We start from the raw sequence: 20,468 nt of genomic DNA on the forward strand, positions 1-20,468 counted from the left end.
GCTCGTATTAGGATGGTTAGTCGTTATGGTGAACCTGATTAACCTCGAGCAAGTCTCCAAATCCTTCGGGCTGAAAACCCTCCTTGATGGGGTTTCCCTGGGTGTGCAGTCCGGCGATCGCGTCGGCATTGTCGGCGTGAATGGCGGGGGTAAAACCACTCTGCTGGAGGTGCTCACCGGCATTGAGCCGCCAGATAGCGGACGTGTCTCCCACAACTCGGATCTGCGTATGGCTGTCGTGACCCAGCGCTTTGAGCTTCCCGATGACATGACTATCTCGCAGGTCATTATTGAGCCACTCGGGTTGGAGACCTTTGAGTGGGCATCGAATGCCAAAGTCCGTGATGTGCTCGGTGGTTTGGGCATTGTCGATTTGGGCCTGGATACCCAGGTCGGCTCGCTATCCGGTGGCGAGCGACGCCGCGTGAACCTGGCTGCCGCCTTGGTGCAGGACCTGGACTTGGTGGTGCTCGATGAGCCGACTAACCACCTGGATGTCGAAGGCGTGCAGTGGCTGGCGCGGCACCTGCTCCAGCGCAAGATTGCGCTCATTGTGGTCACACACGACCGCTGGTTCCTCGATACCGTGGCGACCTGGACGTGGGAAGTCCACGACGGCACGGTGGATACCTACGAAGGCGGTTACAACGACTGGACCTTTGCCCGAGCTGAGCGTGCCCGCCAGGCGGATGCGATGGAGCAACGTCGCAAGAATCTCGCGCGCAAAGAGCTGGCGTGGCTGCGTCGCGGTGCACCGGCGCGAACTTCCAAGCCGCGATACCGCATCGAGGCAGCGGAGGCTTTGATTGCGGATGTTCCAGAACCGCGCAACAAGGTCGAGCTGATGTCCTTTTCCAAGCAGCGCCAGGGACGCGTGGTTATTGAGCTGGAGGACGCCACCGTTGAGGCGCCGGATGGACGCACGCTGGTCGACCATCTGACGTGGCGTCTCGCGCCGGGTGAGCGCATCGGTTTAGTCGGTGTGAATGGCTCGGGCAAGACTACGTTGCTGCGCACCTTGGCTGGTGAGCATGAACTGGCTGCGGGCAAGCGCATCGAAGGCCAGACCGTGCGCTTGGGTTGGCTGCGTCAGGAACTCGATGACTTGGATCCGGAGCGTCGGCTTATCGATGCCGTCGAGGACGTCGCGACCTATGTCCACATGGGTAAAAAGGAGCTGTCCGCATCCCAACTGGCAGAGCGTCTCGGCTTTAGCCCGAAGCGGCAGCGCACCCCGGTGGGTGACCTCTCGGGTGGTGAGCGTCGTCGTTTGCAGCTCACCCGTGTGCTCATGGCTGAGCCGAACGTGCTGCTGCTCGACGAGCCGACCAACGACTTAGATATCGATACTCTGCAGGAACTGGAATCCCTGCTGGATAGCTGGCCTGGCACCCTGGTGGTCATTTCCCACGACCGCTATCTCATCGAGCGCATTGCCGATAACACCTATGCGCTCTTTGGCGATGGCAAGCTGACTAACCTGCCGGGCGGCATCGAGGAGTATCTGCGTCGCCGCGCAGAAATCGAAGCCCAGAACTCCAGTGGTGTGCTCAACCTCGGCGAGCAGAGCGACGAGAAGAAGGAAGCCAAGCCAGAAAAGAAGCTGTCGTCGCAGCAAGAGCGTGAAATCACCAAGCAGATGAACGCACTCGAGCGCAAGATGGGCAAGCTGGATAAGCAAGTTGAGAAGCTCAACGAAGAAATGGCTGAGGCTGCCGAGAAGGTCGATACCGAAAAGCTCACTGAGCTCGACGCCAAACTACAAAAGGTGCGCGGTGAACATGAAGAGCTGGAAATGGAATGGCTCGAACTGGGCGAGCAATTAGAAGGTTAAGAAACTATATCGAATTGCCCGCTAGGGCGGTTGTTCTTTCTTAAGCTTCCATTCTGTGGCAGGGTGGAGGCATGCGAAATTTTGGAAGCCGCACCCTAGCCGCCGTTGTTGCCGGAACCGTAGCGTTTTCTGGCGCGTCTGTAGCCCAGGCGCAGCCTTCTCTGCCGCCGCAGGTAGAGCAGCTGTCTTCTCAGGCCGAGCAGATGAGCTCGCAGGTTCAGAAGCAGATTGAGGATTTCCGCATTGAACTGCCGCCGCAGGCCTATGACCTGGCTGCGAAGTACGGCATTGAGCTGCCGGAGTTCCTCAAGCCAGCAAGCTCGGTTATTGCAGGCAAGCTTGACGGTGCCACCACGGATCACCTCAAGCAGCAGGGCCACCACTTTGACCCGAACGCTGAGCGCGTCGCCCAGGATTGGGCTAACCAGGCTGCCGCCGGCAAGCTGACCTTCGAGGGCAACCACGCTCATGGCCAGACCATGCTGGACAAGGGCACCGGCACCGTGCTGCGCCTGGATAAGCAGCAGGCACAGGATCGCCTGGCGTGGCTGGATCGTGACGTCAACGTCAACGAGCACCCACGCAAGCTGAACTTCGGCGTTGCTTCCGCGGTTGATGGCAACTACGTCTACGTTGCGGAGTATTTCTTCGACTCTGAGAATCCGATTCAACGCTAAGAGCTAAATCGCTTTGCGTTAAACGCAGCGGATATAAATAAAGTCCTTAGCCGGCACCAGGAGGTGCTAGCTAAGGACTTTTCCTTTGCCGTGGAAAGCTGTCCACTTTCCGCGTGGAGAACGGAAATCGCTGCGCGATTTCCCCTCGGCGTAGAAAGCTTTAGCTTTCTACCTTGTACTCGGCCATCTCGTCCCACTCGGTCTTACCGTCGATGTGGAAGTTGATGATGCTTGGGGTCTCCAGCAGGTACTTCGGGAACTCTACGCAGGAGCGCTTGAAGTGATCGCTGTTGACGTGGTCTTCGTCCTTGCCGTCGGCGTAGGTCTCCAGCAGCAGGAAGCGCTGGTTGTCCTCCGGATCACGGAACCACTTGAAGTCCAAGCAGCCCTCTTCGGCGTTGCAGGCCTTGGTGTACCAGTCGATCTCGTCGAGGAAGGTGTCTGCGTACTCGGGCTTAACGTGGAACTGAACGTTGATGAAAATCATGTGGCCCAGTCTAACAACGTCTACCTTTTCCTGCTGTGGCCCTGCGCAGCCTTAGGATTCGTCGAACCAGTCGCGTAGTACCTTTATCACGCCGTACTCGGTATTCGGTGGGGCAATGTAATCGGCAATTTCTTTGAGCGCGGGATGAGCGTTCTCCATGGCGATGGCCGTGCCCGCTGCTTGGAGGAGCTCTAGGTCGTTGAGGAAATCACCAAAGGCGGCGGTATTTGCGATGTTGATGTTTAAGGCATCGGCAAGCTTGCGCAGGCCCGTGCCCTTGTGGGCGCCAGCAGCCATGACATCAACCCAGACTTTGCCGGACACCGCGACGTTGTCATCGGGTGCGGCTTCGCGCAGTGGCTTAGCGAGGTGCTTTTCGCTGCCGTCGGCGCAAAAGACTGCGACCTTGATGGTTTGACCGCGAGGTGCCTCATCCAAGGAGTCGACCCAGGTGACGCTGCGGTAATACTTAGCGAGTTCTTCTTCCGCAGCATCGCTGACACCGCGTTCGACATACGCGGTCTCCGGGGTGCATACGACGATGGTGTGCTCCACCGCCACGGAACGCAAGCGCTTACGGATGGAATCGGTGACCTCATCCGAGAGGGGAGAAGTCGCCACGATGTTGCCTTCGTGCATGACGACGGTGCCGTTTTCTGCGAGGAAGGATTTATGTTCCGGGAACATCGCCTGCAGCGTGGCCAATTGGCGGCCGGAGGCGGGCAGGAGGGTGACGCTGTGGGCATCGGCAAGCGTGGTGATTTCATCGAAACCAGGCGGGATGTTGCCCTCGGCATCCAGGAGGGTGCCGTCCATGTCCAAAGCAATAAGTTGAGGTAGCAAACCTGAGCCAATCTTGTTGTAAAGGGTAGCAAAGATGTGTGTGATGTGGAACACTGGAGCGCATGACTAAAGCACAAACCGTGAACACATTCGTCCGTAACCATACCGGAGTCGTGGAGCTCGACCGCCCCAAGGCATTGAACTCCTTGAACCCGGAAATGATTGATGCAATCCTGAGCGCGCTGGAAGAGTGGCGCGACAACGATGAGGTCGAGCAGGTCCTCGTTGTCTCCACTAATGAGAAGGCTTTCTGCGCAGGTGGCGACGTGCGCGCTGCACGCGATGGCGTACTCGACGGCAAGCTCGATGAGGTCGATGCTTTCTTTGAAAACGAGTACACGCTCAACGCGACGATTGCTGATTACCCGAAGCCTTATATCGCGATTCTCGATGGCGTCGTGATGGGTGGTGGCCTGGGTATTTCAGTCCACGGTTCCCATCGCGTGGTTACCGATAAGACCTTTGCCTCCATGCCGGAGATGGCCATTGGCTACATCACCGATGTGGGCGTAGCTTATGCCGCCCAGCGTGCCATTGGTACCCGCAATGCTTCCTCGCCAGCACTGGCGAAGTTCTGGGGTATTACCGGCTACCGCCAGTACGCCGCGGACCTGCTGTGGACCGGTATTGCGACTCACTACGTGGAGGACGCTGAGGCCTTCGCGAAGTCCGTTATCGACGAGGGCCTGGAGTCCGCACTGTCGACTCATGCGACGCTGCCAGAGGACACCAAGGCGCCGCTGTCGGAGAACATCGACGCCATTGAGGATGCCTTCGCGCCAGCGACCTGGGAAGAGATTTCCAAGCGTTTGGAAAAGCATGATGAGCTGCGCGAGGAAGTGGGCAAGCTGCTCGATGGTGCATGCCCGACCTCGATTGTGGCTGCAGCCGAGCTCTTCCGCGCCGAGGAAGGCGCAGGTAGTGTCCGCGAAGCCCTCGACTACGAGCTGGCCCTGGGCAAGTACATGCTGCGTCGCGACGACTTCGCCGAAGGCATTCGCGCCGTCCTGGTGGACAAGACCAGGGACGCCAGCTTTAACCCGTCTGAGATTTCGGACGTTGATATCGACGCTATCCGCGAGGCGTTAGGCTCCTAGCCTCGTAGGCGCTCGTATTCCTTTTGGGCGCGCTGCCTGTCGACGCCGTCGGGAACTGCAACGTTAAGCGTTGCAGCCTGCGTGGTTGGGGTGGCAGGCGGCATGTGCAGTTGCGGTGCGTCTAGTAGGACGAGGGCGACCTTGCCTTGGTAGTCGACTTCGGCCAGTGTCCAGGTGCTGACAATGCGCATGGCCATGCGTTGGAGCTGGAAGTGGAAGGCGCGGGTTACTGGTACCTGTGGGCGCACCAGATCGGCGAGGAGATGCTGCCGGCCGTAGTTGCGGATACGCAGTGATGCTTGAGCAACTGGGGTCTGTTGCAGTTCGGGGACAGCCCAGGCCCAGCGGAAGGTGTTGCCGTCGATGACGGCGATGACCTGTGCGCGGGCATCGAAGCTGTTGTTGCCCGAGGTACACGTTGCGCTGCCGCTGGTATCGCGCAGCGTGGCGCTTAAGTTCGGAAACGTCGCGGAGTTGTAGAAGTGCTGCTCGACGGAGAAGAAGTGTGCATCGGCGAGTACGTCTTCGGGTTGTTGCGTGCCCGCGGCGACGATGTGGTCGTCGAGGATGCGAACCTCGGTGCGATCGGACAGCTTTGCGCCTTGGGCTGATTCTTCAATGCCCAAGTCGTTGGCTTCGGCGAATCCGTGCAGGGCAGCGATTTCATCAATGCTGCCTGAGAAGCGTTCTACACCAGCGATAATCGCTTGTGGGCTGGGTGCGGAGTCATCAAAGTCAATGGCAACGACTGCTTGCTGGGTGCCGTTCTCGGTCTTTTGTTCCGCGAGGAGTACCGGGCGGCCAGCCACGGCTGCTTGAGCGAAATCGAGCATCTGCGGGTGATAGGGCAGTGGCTCGTGGAAAAGCTCGTCCGAGTGTTCAGTATCGGTGGTCGCCCGCCACTGCCACTGGCCGTTGGCGATAGTGGCCAGGCGGATTCCGTTGAAGTCTTTAACACCGCTTTTGTTGTGGATGCGGACATCGACTGCTTGGTCGGTCTCATCGGTGTGGAAGTTGAATTCGGTGCCTGTGATGGGGCCGACCTGCTTTTTAAATTCCAGGTCAATGCCGGTGATACGGAAGGCGAATTCGTTGAGCAGGCTAGACATCGATAGCTTCCTCGTAGGCAGCAACAAGTGCATTGGTGGATTCGCGCCAAGAGAACTTCTCAGCCTCAGCGCGGGCAGCGGCACCCATGGTCTGGCGGGTGGTGTCATCGTTAAGCAATGCCACCACGGCGTTGGCCCAGGCGGCATCGTTAGCATCAGCGTCGATGAGATGGCCGGTGGTGCCCTCATCAATGATGAAGGGGATACCGCCGGCATTGGTTCCGACGACGGGTACGCCGGAGGCGAAGGACTCCAAGGCGACTAGGCCGAGGGTTTCCGTGGCAGAAGGGAAGACGAAGACATCGCCAACGGCGAAGGCGGCTTGCAGTTCCGCACCGGACAGGTAACCGGTAAAGACTGTGAAGGATGGATCGAAGCTGTCGCGCAGGTGGTTCAGGTAAGGGCCATCGCCGACGATGGCGAGGCGTGCGTCGGCACGCTCTTCCCGCACTAACTGCATGACGTGGTTGAGGCGCTCCAAGTCCTTTTCCTTGGACACGCGGCCGATGTAGGTGACCAGTGGGGCTTCCGGGTGACCGCCGGTGAGCTTGGCGCGCATGTCTGCGGTGGCCTTGTCCGGGTGGTAGCCAACCGTGTCGACGGCCTTGGGCCAGAGCTTGACGTTGTGCATACCCATGTCGGTGGCCTTGTCGACCATCGGACCAGAGGTGCACAGGTTCACCTGCGCTTGGTTGTGTAAGTAGCGAATGGCCTTCTCAGTCAGCGGACGAGTCCAGCCGATGCCGAGTGCGTCAACGTATTCGGGGACGTTGGTGTGAAAGCTGGCTACCAGCGGCACGGCGTCGCGTTGGGAGGCAAAGACACCCAACGCGGCAGTCCAGATGGGATTGACCGCGTGGATGACATCCGGGTCGAAGTCGCGGATTTCTTTGAAGAACTTCCACGACGGCAGACCGAATTGGATCTCCGGGTAGACCCACAGCGACAGGCTCGGAATGCGGGTGACTTCAAAACTGGCGTATTGCGCAGGGGGTTTGCCGGTAGCGAAGATGCGCACCTCGTGGCCGAGTTCAGCCAGCTGTTCCAACGTGCGGGTCACGCGGGTGACCACGCCGTCGATTTTGGGCAGGAAGACCTCGGTGACGATTGCGATGCGCATTAACGCAGGTTCTCCGGAACACCCGCTGCCTGCTGCTTAGTCCACAGCGACTGGGCGGGAATCTTGGAGCGGTCAGCGCGGTCGGCATAACGACGCGCAACCTCTTCGACCTCCTGCAGCAGGCCTTCGGACAGGGTGGTTGGTTCCAGGCCCAGGCGCAGGAAGGTGTCGTTGGCAACGTGCAGTTCGTTCTCCGCGGACTCCTTGCGTGGGTTTGGAACATAGGCGACTTCCGCGCCGGAAATCTTGGCGACCAGCTCAGCCAGGTCACGCACGCGGTGGGTTTCGGTCATCTGGTTGATGATCTTCACGCGATCGCCGCGCTCCGGCGGGTTTTGCAGGGCCAGTTCGATGCAGCGGACCATGTCGCGAATGTGGATGAACGCGCGGGTCTGACCACCGGTGCCGTGCACGGTCAGTGGGTAACCGATACCGGCTTGAATGAGGAAGCGGTTGAGCACGGTGCCGTAGTCGCCGTCGTAATCGAAGCGGTTGATCAGGCGCTCATCGCGCTCGGTCTGCGGGGTGTGGGTGCCCCAGATGATGCCCTGGTGCAGGTCGGTAATACGCAGCTCATCGTTCTTGGCGTAGTAAGCAAACAGGTGCTGATCCAAAACCTTGGTCATGTGGTAGACCGAGCCCGGGTTGGAAGGGTAGAGAATGGACTGCTCGACTGGGTCTTTGCCCTCGACCTGGACAGTGACGTCCAGGTAGCCTTCCGGGATTTCCATACCAGCGGTGCCGTAGCCGTAGACACCCATGGTGCCCAGGTGGGCGACGTGGATATCCTGACGAGATTCCACGATGGCGGCCAGCAGGTTGTGGGTGGCGTTGATGTTGTTATCCACCGTGTAGCGCTTGGTGCGCGAATTCTTCATCGAATACGGAGCGGCGCGCTGCTCGGCGAAGTGCACGACCGCATCCGGGCGCTCGGTGTTGAGGAATTCCAGCAGGCCGTCGTAGTCCTGCGCGACGTCAAGTTTCTTGAAACCCAGCTTGTTGCCGGAGACTTCTTCCCAGGCAGCGATGCGCTCTTCAATCGAGACGATCGGGGTCAGCGACTCCGCGCCGAGCTCGTCGTCGATGGCGCGTCGGGAGAGATTGTCGACGATGACGACCTCGTGGCCCTGGTCTGAAAGATAAAGAGATGCTGGCCATCCGCAGAATCCATCGCCGCCCAGAATAGCTACCTTCACTGTGACAATCTCCAAAACTGTGGTCGGAACAAAAGTACCCATCAATCCTAGCCCAACCTGCGGTTTGAGTAGTGATTAGCTGGGTGAACTCTGCGTAAAATCCTGATGATTCCAGCCCTGTGGTCAGCGCCGGTAAGATAGCCCGCATGTTGCACGCCGTTTTATATGCCCTCGGTGATTCCATCAATGCCTTGCTCATTGGCATTCTGGTGGCTATCGGCATCATGTTGCCTCGGGGTAAATACCGCAAGATCGCCACGCTCGTGGTGGTCGGCGACTGGTTCGGCGTGCTCGTTGCCTCCACCGTGGTGCTGTTTTTCTTGCTCGGCGTCCGCGATCAGATTCAGGCCCTGCTGGAATCACCCATCGCAGGCATCGTGCTCATCATCGTCGGTATCGCACTTGGCATTATGGCCTGGCGTTCCCGCGGCGAATCCAACGGGCTGATTCGTAAACTTCTGGTGCCATTGCAGGAACCATCGTTCACCACGGCACTGGTGGGCTTTGTGATGGGCGTTATTCAGTCGCTGACGTCCGTGCCCTTCTACTACGGACTGATGTTCTTGGCTGCCACGGACTTAAGCCAGCCGATGCAATACGTTGGCTTGTTGCTCTACGCGACGCTGGCGCTGTCCCTGCCCACCATCGTCGGCCTATTTATTGCCCTGGTCCGAGCCAAACCAGAAAGCAAAGCCGGCCAGCTCTTCCTCGCCGCACGCCGCAACAGCACCCAGGTCGCCTTAGTCGGTGGTTACGCTGTTGCAGTCTTCCTGGTGGTCATGGGTATTGCTAGCTTGGCGACGCTGCCGGGCTAGTCAAAGCGGACATCGTCAAGCTTAAGCGCCTCAGACACATCTGCCTGGTTGCGGGAGTATTCCACGTAACGACCTGCGTGCGGGATAAAGGCGGCGGATTCTTCCTCGCTGAGTTCACGGCGCACCTTCGCTGGCACACCTGCAGCCAAACTGCGCGCCGGGATGTCCATGCCTTCTAGCACCACTGCGCCGCCGGCAATCAGCGAACCGGGGCCAATTGTGGAACGCGACAGCACCGTGGCCTGCATGCCGACGAGCGAACCCGCGCCCACGTGCGTGCCGTGCAGCATTGCCATGTGGCCAACCGTGACGTCATCTTCGAGCGTGCAAGGTGCATCTCGGTCCACGTGCAGCACACAGTTGTCCTGGATGTTCACGCGCGCGCCGAGCCGAATCGGGCCGGCATCGCCACGCAGGACTGCGCCATAAAAGACCGAGGAATCCGGACCGATTTCCACATCCCCAATCAGCGTGGCATTCGGTGCAATCCAGGCGCTGCGATGCACCCGTGGGGTCTTGCCTTGGTAGGGAAGAATCAACACTATTCCACCACCACTGCCAAGGCCGGGGAGATTTCGTAGTCGCCGGCATCGGGGACATCGGCAAGCGCGGCGCTTAACTCCTTGTCCAAGGCAAGCACCCAGCCTCGCTTCGGGTCACGCACGGGCAGGCGCTTCTGCTTGGAAGGGCTGAAGTGCACCGTGCTTTCCGATGACTTCAGCGTCACCGCCTCACCCGAGCGCGCAATCTCGCGAATTAGCGCTGCGCCCGTGTTATTGGTTTCCAAGATGACCATCGTTTCTGCGGTACGTACCCGCAGCTTATCGATGCCCACCTCACGCGCATCTACATCAATTTCCGCCAAGCGCGGCCCCTTGCCGGTAAGCTCGCGCAGCTTATCCATCAATCCCATGCTCGTCAGTGTATCGACATTTTTGTTGGTAAAGTGGACTTTTATGATTGATGCTTCGGATACGGCCCTAGTCATTGAAGGCGGCGGAACCCGCAATTCCTACACCGCACCCGCTCTAGTGAAGTTCATTGAAGAAGGCATCGACTTCGGCTGGGTGGGCGGTGTCTCTGCTGGTTCCTCCCATACAGTTAATTACCTTTCCCGCGATGTAAAACGCACCCGGGATTCTTTTACCGACTTTGTGAACAACCCCAGCTTCGGCGGTGTGAGCTCCCTGCTGCGCGGTACCGGTTATTTCAACGCGGAGTTCATCTACGAAAAGGCGGCCGATAAGGATCTGCCCTTCGACTGGGAGGCTTTCTGTAACCATCCCGGTGAGGCCAATATCGCTGCTACCCGTGCCGATACCGGCGAATCCGTCTACTGGACGCGCAAGGATTTCCACAGCCCGGCGGACCTGTTTATGTGCGTACGCGCCTCGTCCACCCTGCCGCTGATTATGCCCATGCGTGTTATCGATGGCGTGCCTTATGTCGACGGCGCACTGGGCGATAGCGGCGGCATCAGTATTGAGCAGGCCGAAAAGGCTGGCTTTAAGAAGTTCTTCTTTCTTGGCACCAAGCCGCGCGATTACATCCGTCCCGAAGTAAGTCGCCCGGAAATGCTGCGCCGGCTGTTCCGCAAGAATCCTGCCATCGGCGAAGCTATGATTGCCCGTCCACCGATTTACAACGCCGCTAAGCAGCGCCTGCTGGAGCTGGAAGAACAAGGCCGCGCCTACCTGTTCTTCCCGAACGACATGCAGGTCACCTCCACCGAGCGCAAGGTCCCGAAGCTGTGGGCTAACTACAACGTCGGCAAGGCACAGATGGAAGAAGAATGGCCTGCGTGGAAGGGATTTCTCGAGGGCTAGTTCACCTTTTTGCCCGAAGGGTGGCGTAAGCCACATCTTGGCTGTACGATTTCTAGAAAGTTCGTACAGAAAGAAGGTGTCTACGATGACGAAGCCTCAACCCACCGATGTTGTGGTCGTTGGTGCTGCTAGAACGCCCTTTACCAAGTTTCGTGGTGCGTTATCTTCCTTGACCGCGCCGCAACTGGCTAGCCACGCGATTAGAGCTGCTTTAGAGCAGGGAAGTGTCCCCGCAGAAGCCGTAGATGCAGTGCATCTGGGCCAGGTGCTTTCTGCCGGAGTGGGTCAAAACCCGGCGAAGCAGGCAGCCTTAGGCGCAGGCATTAGCCCCAATGCGCATACTTCGAGTGTGAACAAAGTGTGCCTGTCTGGTCTCACCGCGATTATCGACAGCGCACGCCTGTTGCGCTCGGGTGAAGCCCGCGTCGTCGTCGCCGGTGGCATGGAGTCGATGAGCCAGGCACCGCACCTGATTCGCAACACGCGTACCGGCACTAAGTACGGTGAGTTGTCTACCGCGGACCACATCGAATACGACGGTCTGCGCGCAGCTGATACTGGCATCTCCATGGGTGAGCTCACCGAAAAGGATGCCGACCGTTATCCCGCGACCCGCGAGGAACAAGACCGCTGCGCAGCGCTTTCTCATCAGCGCGCTAAGCGCGCACACAGTACGGAGTGGTTCGCGAAGGAAGTCGCACCTGTCACCGTAGAGACCCGCCGGTCGACCACGGTCGTAGATTCCGATGAAGGCGTACGCGACAACGTCACCGAGGAGTCCTTGTCCGACCTGCGTCCAGTCTTTGCCAAAGAAGGCACGATTACCGCAGGCAATTCCTCGCCACTGTCGGATGGTGCTGCGGCTGTTGTCCTGTGTACTGCGGAAACCGCGGAAGAAGAAGGCTGGACCCCGCTGGCGACCCTGCGCGCTGTCGGTCAGGTCGCCGGTCCTGATTCCTCACTGCAGGCACAGCCCGCTAATGCCCTGCAAGCAGCGCTGGACCGCCAAGGTTGGCTGGCTGAGGACCTCGACCACATCGAAATCAATGAGGCTTTCGCTGCCGTCGTCGTGCACTCTGCTCACGTGCTCGGTGTGGAAGTCGATGAGGTCAACCCACAGGGTGGTGCCATCGCTATTGGTCACCCGATTGGTGCTTCTGGTGCACGACTGGTCGTGCATGCAGTCCACCAGCTGGCAAAGGCCAACATTGAACGCGCTGGAGTCGGCCTGTGCGGCGGTGGCGGCCAAGGCGAAGCAATCTTATTGGAGGCAGAATAATGACGATTCAACATGAAGTACGCGGCCAAGTCGGCATCCTTACCCTGGACCGACAAAAGGCACTCAACGCTTTGGACCAGGACATGATTTATGCCCTGCAAGAACAGCTGTATGCCTGGGCGAATGACCCGGAAGTTAAGGCAGTTCTCGTACGCGGTGCGGGTGAGAAGGGCCTGTGCGCTGGTGGCGATGTCGCATCGCTGTACCACGACGCCAAGCAGGGTGGCAGCGAAGGCGCTGAGTTCTGGAAGAGCGAGTACGAGCTCAACTACCTCATCAGCGAGTACCCGAAGCCCTATGTGGCCTTGATGCACGGCATCGTACTCGGCGGTGGCGTAGGCGTATCCGCACATGGCGACTACCGAATCGTCACCGATGATTCCCGCGTCGGTATGCCAGAGGTCGGCATTGGTTATTCCCCGGATGCCGGCGGTTCTTACCTGCTGTCCAAGACTGACTTGGGCAAGCACTTGGCTTATACCGCAAGTCACGTTGGTGCCGCCGAAGCGATTGCTACTGGCTTTGCCGACTATTACGTTCCGCAGGACAAGCTGGAAGAGTTCGTCGAAGAATTCATCAAGACAGCTGATCCGGAGGTAGTGAAGAACTACGCTGCGGAACCAGCGCCTGCTTTCGACGGCAATGCCGACGAGATTGCGCAGGCTTACTCGGGCGATTCCGTTGAAGACAACCTGCATGCGCTCGACGAGCTGGCAGAAAAGAACGACGACGAGCATTGGGCAGCCAAGGCCGCGAAGCGCATTCGCCGTAACTCGCCGCTAGGAGTCAAGGTCACCCAGCAGGCACTGAAGCAGAACCAAGGTAAGAGCCTTGCGGAGGTTCTCGAGCAAGAATTCTGGATGTCAATCAACATGCAGCGCCACCCAGAATTCGTTGAGGGTATTCGCGCCCAGATCATCGACAAAGACCGCAAGCCAAACTGGACCTACGACGAGACAAACAAGGTTCCGGCAGACTTGGTGGACGACATCTTCGAAGCACATTCGGACATCCAAGGTCCGGACTTTGACGCAGTAAACAACAAGTTAGGAAAGGCATAACCATGAGCATCCAGACTGAAACCAAAGGCCGCGTAGGCATTATTCGCTTGAATCGTCCGAAAGCGCTCAACGCGCTGAATCACGACACGATGATTGAGGTCACCGAGGCCGCAACCAAGTTCGACCAGGACGATGCGATTGGCGCCATCATCATCACCGGTAGCGAGAAGGCATTCGCTGCGGGGGCGGACATTAAGGAAATGGCGTCGAAGAATGCCACTGAGATGTTTCAAACCGACTGGTTTGCCGGCTGGGACGTACTGACCCGCGTGCGCACGCCAGTGATTGCTGCCGTTAACGGCTTCGCACTGGGTGGCGGCTGCGAGCTGGCGATGATGTGCGACTTCATCGTTGCCGGCGAAAAGGCCAAGTTCGGCCAGCCTGAGGTCAACCTCGGCGTTACCCCGGGCATGGGCGGTTCCCAGCGTCTGACCAAGGCTGTCGGCAAGGCCAAGGCTATGGAAATGTGCCTGACCGGCCGCATGATGGATGCCCAGGAAGCTGAGCGTGCAGGCCTGGTCGCCAGCGTGCATCCGGTCGAAGAGCTGGAAGATAAGGCTCTAGAAATCGCCGAGACCATCGCCGGCAAGTCCCTGGTGGCTACCACGATGATCAAGGAGCAGATCAACACTGCCTTTGAAACCCAGCTCGCGCAGGGTCTGCTCTATGAGCGTCGCACCTTCCACTCCATCTTTGCCTCCAACGACCAGAAGGAAGGCATGGCCGCCTTCTCCGAGAAGCGCGATGCGAACTTTAGCCACAGCTAAACGTTAAAGCGCTCGCGTACAAGCGCAGCAACAACAATGCCCGGTGCAATTGCACCGGGCATTGGAGGTTTTAAAGCTCCTGGACTTTATCGCCGTAGCTTTTACGGATGGTATCCGTGCACGCGATTAATGCGTCGTGGACTTGTGGTTCCACGGGAATGTCCGCGAAGAAAGCATCTAAAGCAGGACCAGCTGATGCCGTAAGGACGATTCCTTGGTCGGTAATCGAGAGAAGAGTAGAGCGCTTGTCCTGAGGATTTGCCACTCGCTCGAGCAGGCCTTGGGATTCTAAGCGTACGACAGTATGTGTCAGTGAGGCGGGCGGAAGGTGTAAACGCGCACTGATCTTGGACATGGGAAGCCCGCCTGAGCGCGACCACATCAGCAATTGCAACAGCTCGAACTGTGCAAAGCTTATGCCGTAAGGAGCAAGTGCTTCCTCAGCGGCGGTGCGCAGCAGGTGGGCAGCACGGCCTAAAGAAGATACAGAATGGAGCCCGCGTGCTCCTTCGGGGGAGTAGTGGCGGGCCCATTGTCTGCGAGCTTCCGCAAGATTGTCTCTGCGTTCTGGCATGTGCCGATTTTAACGATTAGCCCTTCAGATTCGGGAAATCGGCATCCGAGTACTCAGTCTTCGACGTGGTCTTACCGCCGTCTTCTGCGTGAATTTCATCTTCGCGCTTACGCAGGTCCACACGGCGAATCTTGCCGGAGACGGTCTTGGGCAGTTCATAGAACTCCAGGCGGCGAATGCGCTTGTACGGTGCCAGCGCACCACGGCAGTGCTTCAGGATGGACTCGGCGGTCTCAGCCGTTGGCTCGTACTTGGAGGTCAGTGCGACATAAGCCTTCGGAACTGCGTAGCGAATTGGGTCCGGCGATGGCACAACGGCCACCTCGGCAACAGCTGGGTGCTCAATGACCACGGATTCCAGCTCGAAGGGGGAGAGGCGGTAGTCGGATGCCTTAAACACGTCATCGGCACGACCGATGTAGAAGATGTAGCCGTCTTCATCACGTTCCGCGGTATCACCAGTGTGGTAGTAACCATCGCGGAAGACCTCAGCGTTCTTGGCTTCGTCGCCGTAGTAGCCCTTGGTCAGGCCGACCGGGCGTGGGTCGAGCTTCAGGCAGATTTCGCCGGTATCACCCTTCTCGCCAGTAGCCGGGTCGATGAGTTCAACCTCGAAGCCCGGCAGTGGACGGCCCATGGAACCAGGCTTGACCTTCTGCTCCGGAGTGTTCGCGATCTGCACGGTGGTCTCAGTCTGACCGAAGCCATCGCGTACAGAAGTGTTCCAGGACTTCTCGATAGTGGAAATGAGCTCTGGGTTCAGCGGCTCGCCGGCAGCAACCAGCTTCTTCGGCGGGTTCTGCAGACGGTTCAGGTCCGCCTGGACCAGCATGCGCCAGACAGTAGGTGGGGCACAGAAGCTGGTGACACCTTCCTCGTCCATCTTCTCCATCAGAGCGATGGCATCGAAGCGGGAGTAGTTGTACAAGAAGATGGTTGCACCTGCGATCCACGGTGCGAAGAAATTCGACCATGCGTGCTTTGCCCAACCAGGGGCGGCAACGTTGAGGTGAACATCGCCAGGCTCGAGACCAATCCAGTACATGGTGGACAGGTGGCCAACCGGGTAAGAGGTGTGGGTATGCTCCACCAGCTTCGCCTTGGAGGTCGTGCCTGAGGTGAAGTAGAGCAGCAGCGTGTCATCGGCACTCGTGTGTTCGGAAGGCTCGAACTCTTCTGGCGCGTTAAAGGAATCGGAGTAACGCAGAGTCGGGTGGGAAGACTGTGCGGGTTCTTCATCGCCGACCTGAATGACAGAAAAATCGCCGGTAACTTCTTCGAACTTGGACGCATCCTCCGGGTTGGCGATAACCCAGGAGACCTCGGCGCGCTCAGTACGGTCTTGTAGGTCTGCCGTTCCCAACATGGCAGTTGCCGGGTTAAGAACGAAGCCGCCCCTGATGCATGCGAGCATGGATTCCCAGAGCTCGACCTGGTTATTGAGCATGAGCATCACGCGGTCGCCGCGCTTAACGCCCTGCTCAGACAGCCAATGTGCCAATTGCTTGGAACGGCGGGAAAGATCACTAAAGCTACGGCGCGAGCTGCTGCCGTCGCTTTCGCAAATAACTAGAGCAGGCTTGTTCTTGCTTTCAGGATCCTCGCCTAGGAAGTCGAACCAATCAGTCGCGAAGTTGAAGTGTTCGAACTGTGGCCAGCTGAAGTTAGCGCGTGCCTCTTCGTAGTTGGTTCGCTGCTCCAGTAGCTGGTCGCGTGCCTTTTTGAACTCCTGGGTGACGTCGGTCATGGTGGACTCCTCCATTTCTAGATGCGTGCTCCCACGGTTCGTGTTCGCTAGTCCAACTTGGTTGTCTAGGAAACACTTACCCAGTTATGTGAGATGGGTCGCACTCGAGCTTAGTTTGAACTCGAAGTAAATTCCAGGAGATTGGAGAAATAATTAACCGACGATGGCGGAAGTGCTGGTTAACGGGCGGTGATGCCGTGGAGAACTAGCTGACCGAACTTCTCGTAAGCCTCTGCTGGGTTGAGTAGTTCGGAGTAATGGCCTTGTTGAATGTCCAGCATGGTGCGGTGAATGAGCTGGGGGAGAAGGGCGATGTTGTCGGCGGTGAATTCGCCGGCGGCTACGCCATCGTCGATAAGTTGGTGAATTTTCTCCGTCGCCATCTTGGTGTTAAGCGCGTAGATCTTCTGCGCCACCGGTTCGGAGGCAAGGTCCCTCATAAAAGCAGGGCTAGCTGGGGATAGGGTGTTGCTAATCGTAGTAAAGTAGGCAGCGAGGCGCTGCTCGTGTGAGCTTTTCGGGTGGGGTGCGAGTTCGGTGCGGCGAGCGATTTCTTTAAAGAAGCTCACTAGTACGCGGTGGACGATTTCGTCTCGTGTCTTACCCAGTGCATAGATGGTGGATTTCGAGCAATGGTAGCGCTGTGCAGCCTTATCGATGGTGAATCCAGCAAAGCCTTCTTTGAGGAAATTGTTAAGCAGGCTATTGAAAAGTTCGCGTTGGCGCGGGGTGAGTGACTGTGGCATGGCGTCTCCATTGTGTGGTTCTGAGCTGGGTAAATGATAAATCGTTCGAGAAAAGCTCCCAAAAGGCGTGACGTGGAACACTCGTAGGTGTACTGTTTTCCTTTATATCGTACTATTCACGCGACGACAGCTTGGCTGCAGTCAAGCCAAGACTTCGGGCACAAGAGCAAGGAGCGAGACCATGCCACCGATTTTGGACACCCAGCATCCTCTGGGACAGCACCTGGAAAACATCAAGTACCCACACGCCGATATCTTGTCCGTAGCCGACCGCTTGGTTCCGGAAGAGCGTGAGCGCCTGCAAGAGATCCATGAGTTCCTGCAGACCGAGATTCGCCCCAACGTCGGCGAGTACTGGGATCGCGAGGAACTTCCCTTTGATCTGCTGCCTGCACTGGCGGATGCTGGCCTGGGACAAATCGAGTTGGAAGATACCTCTCGTCTTTTCCGCGGTTTGGTCTACGCCGAGATGACTCGTGCCGATGTATCCCTGTCGGCTCTAGTCGGCATCCACAACGAGCTCATTGTCGGCTTGATTAACCAGTTGGGTTCGGATGAGCAGCGCGACAAATGGCTGCCGGGCCTGCGGAAGTTTGAAAACGTGGGCTGCTTTGCGCTGACTGAGCCAGGCTCTGGCTCCGATATCGCCGGTGGTCTGTCCACGACCGCAGAACGCACCGAAGAAGGCTGGAAGATCAACGGTGAGAAGCGCTGGATTGGTGCCGGTACCTTCGCGGACTTCGCCATTCTTTTCGCACGCGATACCACCGACCAGGAAATCAAAGCTTTCATCGTTGAACTGGACCGCGAGGGCGTAACCCGGACGAAGATTAGCCGCAAGATGGGCCTGCGCATCATGCAGAACGCCGACCTGGTCTTCGACAACGTGGTGATTCCGGAAGAAAACATCATTCCGGGCGCCCGTTCCTTTGCCAACGTCAACGACTTCCTGTGCTCTTCCCGCGCATGGGTCGGTTGGCAGGGTGCTGGCTTGCAGCTGGGCATCTTCGACAAGGCCCGTGAGTACGCGGTCAAGCGCGAGCAGTTCGGTCGCCCCATCGCGAAGTTCCAGCTCGTGCAGGAACAGCTCGCCCGCATCTTGGGCAATGCTTCTGCATCGCTGGCAATGATGGCGCAGGTCGCCACCATCCAGGAAGAAGACAAGCTCGAGATGCCTTTCGCAGCACTGGCAAAGTCCACGACCACTCGTTTGGCACGTGAATCGGCGGCAGCTGGCCGCAACATCGGCGGTGGCAACGGCATTCTCACCGAATACGACCTGTCCAAAATGATGAGCGATGCCGAGGTCCTGTTTACCTACGAGGGAACCTACGACATCAACTCACTGATCGTCGGCCGCGCCATTACCGGTGTATCTGCCTTCGTCTAAAACCAGAAAGAGAGTAAACCCATGCAATTGAATAACTCCACCGCGGTGGTCACCGGTGCAGCGTCTGGTCTGGGCGCTGCTGTGGCGAAGGCCCTGGCTGAAGCTGGTGCTTCGGTCATCGGCCTGGACCTGCAGAAGGGCGAGGAGGTCGAAGGTGTTCGCTACGTCGAGGTTGACGTGACCGACCCGGAGGCCGTGAACGAGGCTGTCGCACAGGCTGAATCCCCGGTGCGCGTTGCAGTGAATTGCGCGGGTATTTGCCCTTCAGCACGTATCTTGGGCCGTTCGGGCGTGCATTCGCCGGACCTGTTCGCCAAGGTGCTGGATGTGAACCTGCGCGGTACTTTCCACGTGCTGTCTGCTGCAGCGCAGGCAATGTCTGACGCGGAGCCCCTTGACGATGAAGGCCAGCGCGGCGTCATCATCAATACCGCCTCGGTTGCCGCTTTCGAAGGCCAGGTTGGTCAGGCAGCGTACGCTGCATCCAAGGGTGCGGTGCACTCGCTGTCGATTACCGCAGCGCGCGACCTGGCTTCCCGCGGCATCCGCGTGAATTCCATTGCGCCGGGCGTGGTGGAAACCCCGATGATGGCGCAGATTAGCGAAGAGTTCCGTGAGGAGCTGGCAGCGCGAGTACAGTTCCCGCGCCGCCTGGCTCACCCGGAGGAATTCGCGCGCCTGGTGCTGTCGATTATCGACAACGACTACCTCAACGGCGAGACTATCCGCCTTGACGGTGCGCTGCGCATGCCGCCGCGTTAACCATAAGGTCGCAGCCCCCAGTACGGAAACACCGCCTTCGTCGTCTGCGTTAACGCAGCGTGCGGGCAACTGGTGATGATGTTCTGGGGGCCAAATTCGTTGAGCACATCCAGGTCAACGCCTTCATCACCAATCGTCTTGCTGCCCTCCCACCCGGAAGGCATTGTGCTGTTTGCCGGCAGTTCGACCTCCGCTGCAGCCGCAATTACTTGAACCCACGCACGGGCCACAGAATCCATGCGGTAGCCACCGCCGCCCAGGGCAATCCAGCGATCTTCAGCGAGCTTCTTCGCCCACGCTGCTACCGAACGGTATGCCAGCGCCATGGCATCCAGTGATAAGTCCAGGTCGGCCAGGGGATCGGCCTTATGCGGGTCAGAACCATGCTGCGAGACCAGCACTTGAGGTTTGAATTGGCGCAGCAGCGGCGGAATCAACGCGTGAATGGCCTGGAGCCATTCGGTATCAGTGGTGTTGCGGGGTAGTGCCAGGTTCACAGCGGTGCCTTGGGCACGCTCGCCACCAATCTCGTGCGCGAAGCCAGTACCGGGGAAGAGATACAACCCCGACTCATGAATCGAGATCGTCAGCACGCGCGGGTCATCCCAGAAGATGCTTTCCACACCGTCGCCATGGTGGGCATCCAAATCTAGGTAGGCCACGCGTTCGGCACCATTGTCGAGCATCCACTGAATCGCCACGGCCGCATCGTTGTACATGCAAAAGCCAGTCATGCTGTCGCGGAAGGAATGATGCAGCCCACCCGCCAGGTTCACCGCGACGTTGGTGTCACCCGTCCATACCGCCTGTGCAGCTTGCAGGGTGGCACCAGCGATGTAGGCAGCAGCCGTCGATAATCCATGCGCCGCGGGGTTGTCCTCCGTGCCAATGCCATATCGGGCGCTGGGTACCTCCGCACGCGTGGCGTCGACGTAGTCCGGGGTATGCACCAAGGTCAGTTCCGAGGTACGCGCAGGGCGGGGCTTGACGACGTCGAACTCGGACAGCAGCCCAAAATAATCCGCCAGCCCCATGGCGTGCTGAAAGCGGCCTGGTCCCATGGGATGCGTATCGCCCAAGGAGTAGCGACGCATCTCCGTGGAGCTAAATAACAGTGGTGTGTTCACAGCAGGGTCTT

General features: G+C 58.6%; 21 protein-coding genes. 10 read left to right on the forward strand and 11 right to left on the reverse strand.

Annotated elements, in window-relative coordinates:
* Positions 1-25: 25 nt before the first annotated feature.
* Together UL81_RS03895 and UL81_RS03900 are read left to right on the forward strand one after the other, a co-directional pair.
* Positions 26-1,834 carry an ATP-binding cassette domain-containing protein gene (locus UL81_RS03895; protein WP_046453280.1) on the forward strand — a complete coding sequence of 603 codons (1,809 nt, stop codon included), beginning with the start codon at positions 26-28 and terminating at the stop codon, positions 1,832-1,834.
* Positions 1,835-1,905: 71 nt separating this feature from the next.
* Entirely contained in the window at positions 1,906-2,511 is a 606-nt protein-coding gene (locus tag UL81_RS03900; protein ID WP_046453281.1) for a hypothetical protein, read from the forward strand.
* Positions 2,512-2,671: 160 nt separating this feature from the next.
* Here UL81_RS03900 and UL81_RS03905 read toward each other — a convergent pair whose 3' ends face one another.
* Together UL81_RS03905 and UL81_RS03910 are read right to left on the reverse strand one after the other, a co-directional pair.
* Positions 2,672-2,998 carry a putative quinol monooxygenase gene (locus UL81_RS03905; RefSeq protein ID WP_035107165.1) on the reverse strand — a complete coding sequence of 109 codons (327 nt, stop codon included), beginning with the start codon at positions 2,996-2,998 and terminating at the stop codon, positions 2,672-2,674.
* A gap of 51 nt (positions 2,999-3,049) precedes the next feature.
* Positions 3,050-3,895: an HAD family hydrolase gene (locus tag UL81_RS03910; RefSeq protein WP_330217037.1), complete on the reverse strand. Its 846-nt coding sequence runs from the start codon at positions 3,893-3,895 to the stop codon at positions 3,050-3,052.
* 8 nt (positions 3,896-3,903) lie between these two features.
* Between UL81_RS03910 and UL81_RS03915 the strand changes: the two genes are divergently transcribed.
* Positions 3,904-4,938: a 3-hydroxyisobutyryl-CoA hydrolase gene (locus UL81_RS03915; RefSeq protein WP_046453282.1), complete on the forward strand. Its 1,035-nt coding sequence runs from the start codon at positions 3,904-3,906 to the stop codon at positions 4,936-4,938.
* On the opposite strand, the gene UL81_RS03920 is transcribed toward UL81_RS03915, so the two are convergent.
* Genes UL81_RS03920 through UL81_RS03930 form a run of 3 tightly spaced genes read right to left on the reverse strand, consistent with a single transcriptional unit; the run spans position 4,935 to position 8,363 of the window.
* Complete coding sequence (locus UL81_RS03920) at positions 4,935-6,047, reverse strand: DUF6882 domain-containing protein (RefSeq protein WP_035107167.1); 1,113 nt, start codon at positions 6,045-6,047, stop codon at positions 4,935-4,937. The genes UL81_RS03915 and UL81_RS03920 overlap by 4 nt on opposite strands.
* The gene (locus tag UL81_RS03925) at positions 6,040-7,167 is read right to left on the reverse strand and encodes a glycosyltransferase family 4 protein (protein ID WP_046453283.1); all 1,128 of its coding nucleotides are present in this window, start codon (positions 7,165-7,167) and stop codon (positions 6,040-6,042) included. Before UL81_RS03925 ends, UL81_RS03920 begins: the two co-directional genes overlap by 8 nt.
* Positions 7,167-8,363 (reverse strand): NAD-dependent epimerase/dehydratase family protein, encoded by a 1,197-nt coding sequence (locus UL81_RS03930; RefSeq protein ID WP_035107408.1) that lies wholly within the window; start codon positions 8,361-8,363, stop codon positions 7,167-7,169. Before UL81_RS03930 ends, UL81_RS03925 begins: the two co-directional genes overlap by 1 nt.
* Positions 8,364-8,509: 146 nt before the next feature.
* Here UL81_RS03930 and UL81_RS03935 point away from each other — a divergent pair, with 146 nt between their 5' ends.
* Positions 8,510-9,178 (forward strand): sulfite exporter TauE/SafE family protein, encoded by a 669-nt coding sequence (locus tag UL81_RS03935; protein ID WP_035107169.1) that lies wholly within the window; start codon positions 8,510-8,512, stop codon positions 9,176-9,178.
* Here the strand turns inward: UL81_RS03935 and UL81_RS03940 are convergent.
* Positions 9,175-9,720, reverse strand: a complete 546-nt coding sequence (locus UL81_RS03940; protein WP_035107172.1) for a gamma carbonic anhydrase family protein — start codon at positions 9,718-9,720, stop codon at positions 9,175-9,177. The two genes, UL81_RS03935 and UL81_RS03940, sit on opposite strands and share 4 nt — an antisense overlap.
* Positions 9,720-10,091 carry a hypothetical protein gene (locus UL81_RS03945; protein WP_035107173.1) on the reverse strand — a complete coding sequence of 124 codons (372 nt, stop codon included), beginning with the start codon at positions 10,089-10,091 and terminating at the stop codon, positions 9,720-9,722. The genes UL81_RS03940 and UL81_RS03945 overlap by 1 nt, the downstream gene beginning before the upstream one ends.
* Positions 10,092-10,134: 43 nt before the next feature.
* Between UL81_RS03945 and UL81_RS03950 the strand changes: the two genes are divergently transcribed.
* From UL81_RS03950 to UL81_RS03965, 4 genes are all read left to right on the forward strand, one after another.
* The gene (locus tag UL81_RS03950; protein WP_035107175.1) at positions 10,135-11,004 is read left to right on the forward strand and encodes a patatin-like phospholipase family protein; all 870 of its coding nucleotides are present in this window, start codon (positions 10,135-10,137) and stop codon (positions 11,002-11,004) included.
* An 85-nt stretch (positions 11,005-11,089) separates the two neighbouring features.
* The gene (locus tag UL81_RS03955) at positions 11,090-12,283 is read left to right on the forward strand and encodes an acetyl-CoA C-acyltransferase (protein WP_035107177.1); all 1,194 of its coding nucleotides are present in this window, start codon (positions 11,090-11,092) and stop codon (positions 12,281-12,283) included.
* Complete coding sequence (locus tag UL81_RS03960) at positions 12,283-13,344, forward strand: enoyl-CoA hydratase/isomerase family protein (protein ID WP_035107178.1); 1,062 nt, start codon at positions 12,283-12,285, stop codon at positions 13,342-13,344. The genes UL81_RS03955 and UL81_RS03960 overlap by 1 nt, the downstream gene beginning before the upstream one ends.
* A 2-nt stretch (positions 13,345-13,346) precedes the next feature.
* Complete coding sequence (locus UL81_RS03965; protein WP_035107179.1) at positions 13,347-14,111, forward strand: enoyl-CoA hydratase; 765 nt, start codon at positions 13,347-13,349, stop codon at positions 14,109-14,111.
* A 70-nt stretch (positions 14,112-14,181) separates the two neighbouring features.
* On the opposite strand, the gene UL81_RS03970 is transcribed toward UL81_RS03965, so the two are convergent.
* The 3 genes from UL81_RS03970 to UL81_RS03980 all read right to left on the reverse strand — a co-directional run bounded on the left by UL81_RS03970 (position 14,182) and on the right by UL81_RS03980 (position 17,178).
* Complete coding sequence (locus UL81_RS03970; RefSeq protein ID WP_035107180.1) at positions 14,182-14,685, reverse strand: MarR family winged helix-turn-helix transcriptional regulator; 504 nt, start codon at positions 14,683-14,685, stop codon at positions 14,182-14,184.
* A 16-nt stretch (positions 14,686-14,701) separates the two neighbouring features.
* Positions 14,702-16,432 (reverse strand): AMP-binding protein, encoded by a 1,731-nt coding sequence (locus UL81_RS03975; protein WP_035107181.1) that lies wholly within the window; start codon positions 16,430-16,432, stop codon positions 14,702-14,704.
* A gap of 179 nt (positions 16,433-16,611) precedes the next feature.
* Positions 16,612-17,178 carry a TetR/AcrR family transcriptional regulator gene (locus UL81_RS03980; RefSeq protein WP_035107182.1) on the reverse strand — a complete coding sequence of 189 codons (567 nt, stop codon included), beginning with the start codon at positions 17,176-17,178 and terminating at the stop codon, positions 16,612-16,614.
* 181 nt (positions 17,179-17,359) lie between these two features.
* Between UL81_RS03980 and UL81_RS03985 the strand changes: the two genes are divergently transcribed.
* Positions 17,360-18,568, forward strand: a complete 1,209-nt coding sequence (locus tag UL81_RS03985) for an acyl-CoA dehydrogenase family protein (protein ID WP_035107183.1) — start codon at positions 17,360-17,362, stop codon at positions 18,566-18,568.
* A gap of 21 nt (positions 18,569-18,589) precedes the next feature.
* Entirely contained in the window at positions 18,590-19,330 is a 741-nt protein-coding gene (locus UL81_RS03990; RefSeq protein WP_035107185.1) for an SDR family NAD(P)-dependent oxidoreductase, read from the forward strand.
* Here UL81_RS03990 and UL81_RS03995 read toward each other — a convergent pair.
* Complete coding sequence (locus UL81_RS03995) at positions 19,327-20,457, reverse strand: acetoin utilization protein AcuC (RefSeq protein ID WP_035107187.1); 1,131 nt, start codon at positions 20,455-20,457, stop codon at positions 19,327-19,329. The two genes, UL81_RS03990 and UL81_RS03995, sit on opposite strands and share 4 nt — an antisense overlap.
* Positions 20,458-20,468: the final 11 nt, after the last annotated feature.

Source organism: Corynebacterium camporealensis (genome assembly GCF_000980815.1).
GTDB lineage: Bacteria > Actinomycetota > Actinomycetes > Mycobacteriales > Mycobacteriaceae > Corynebacterium > Corynebacterium camporealense.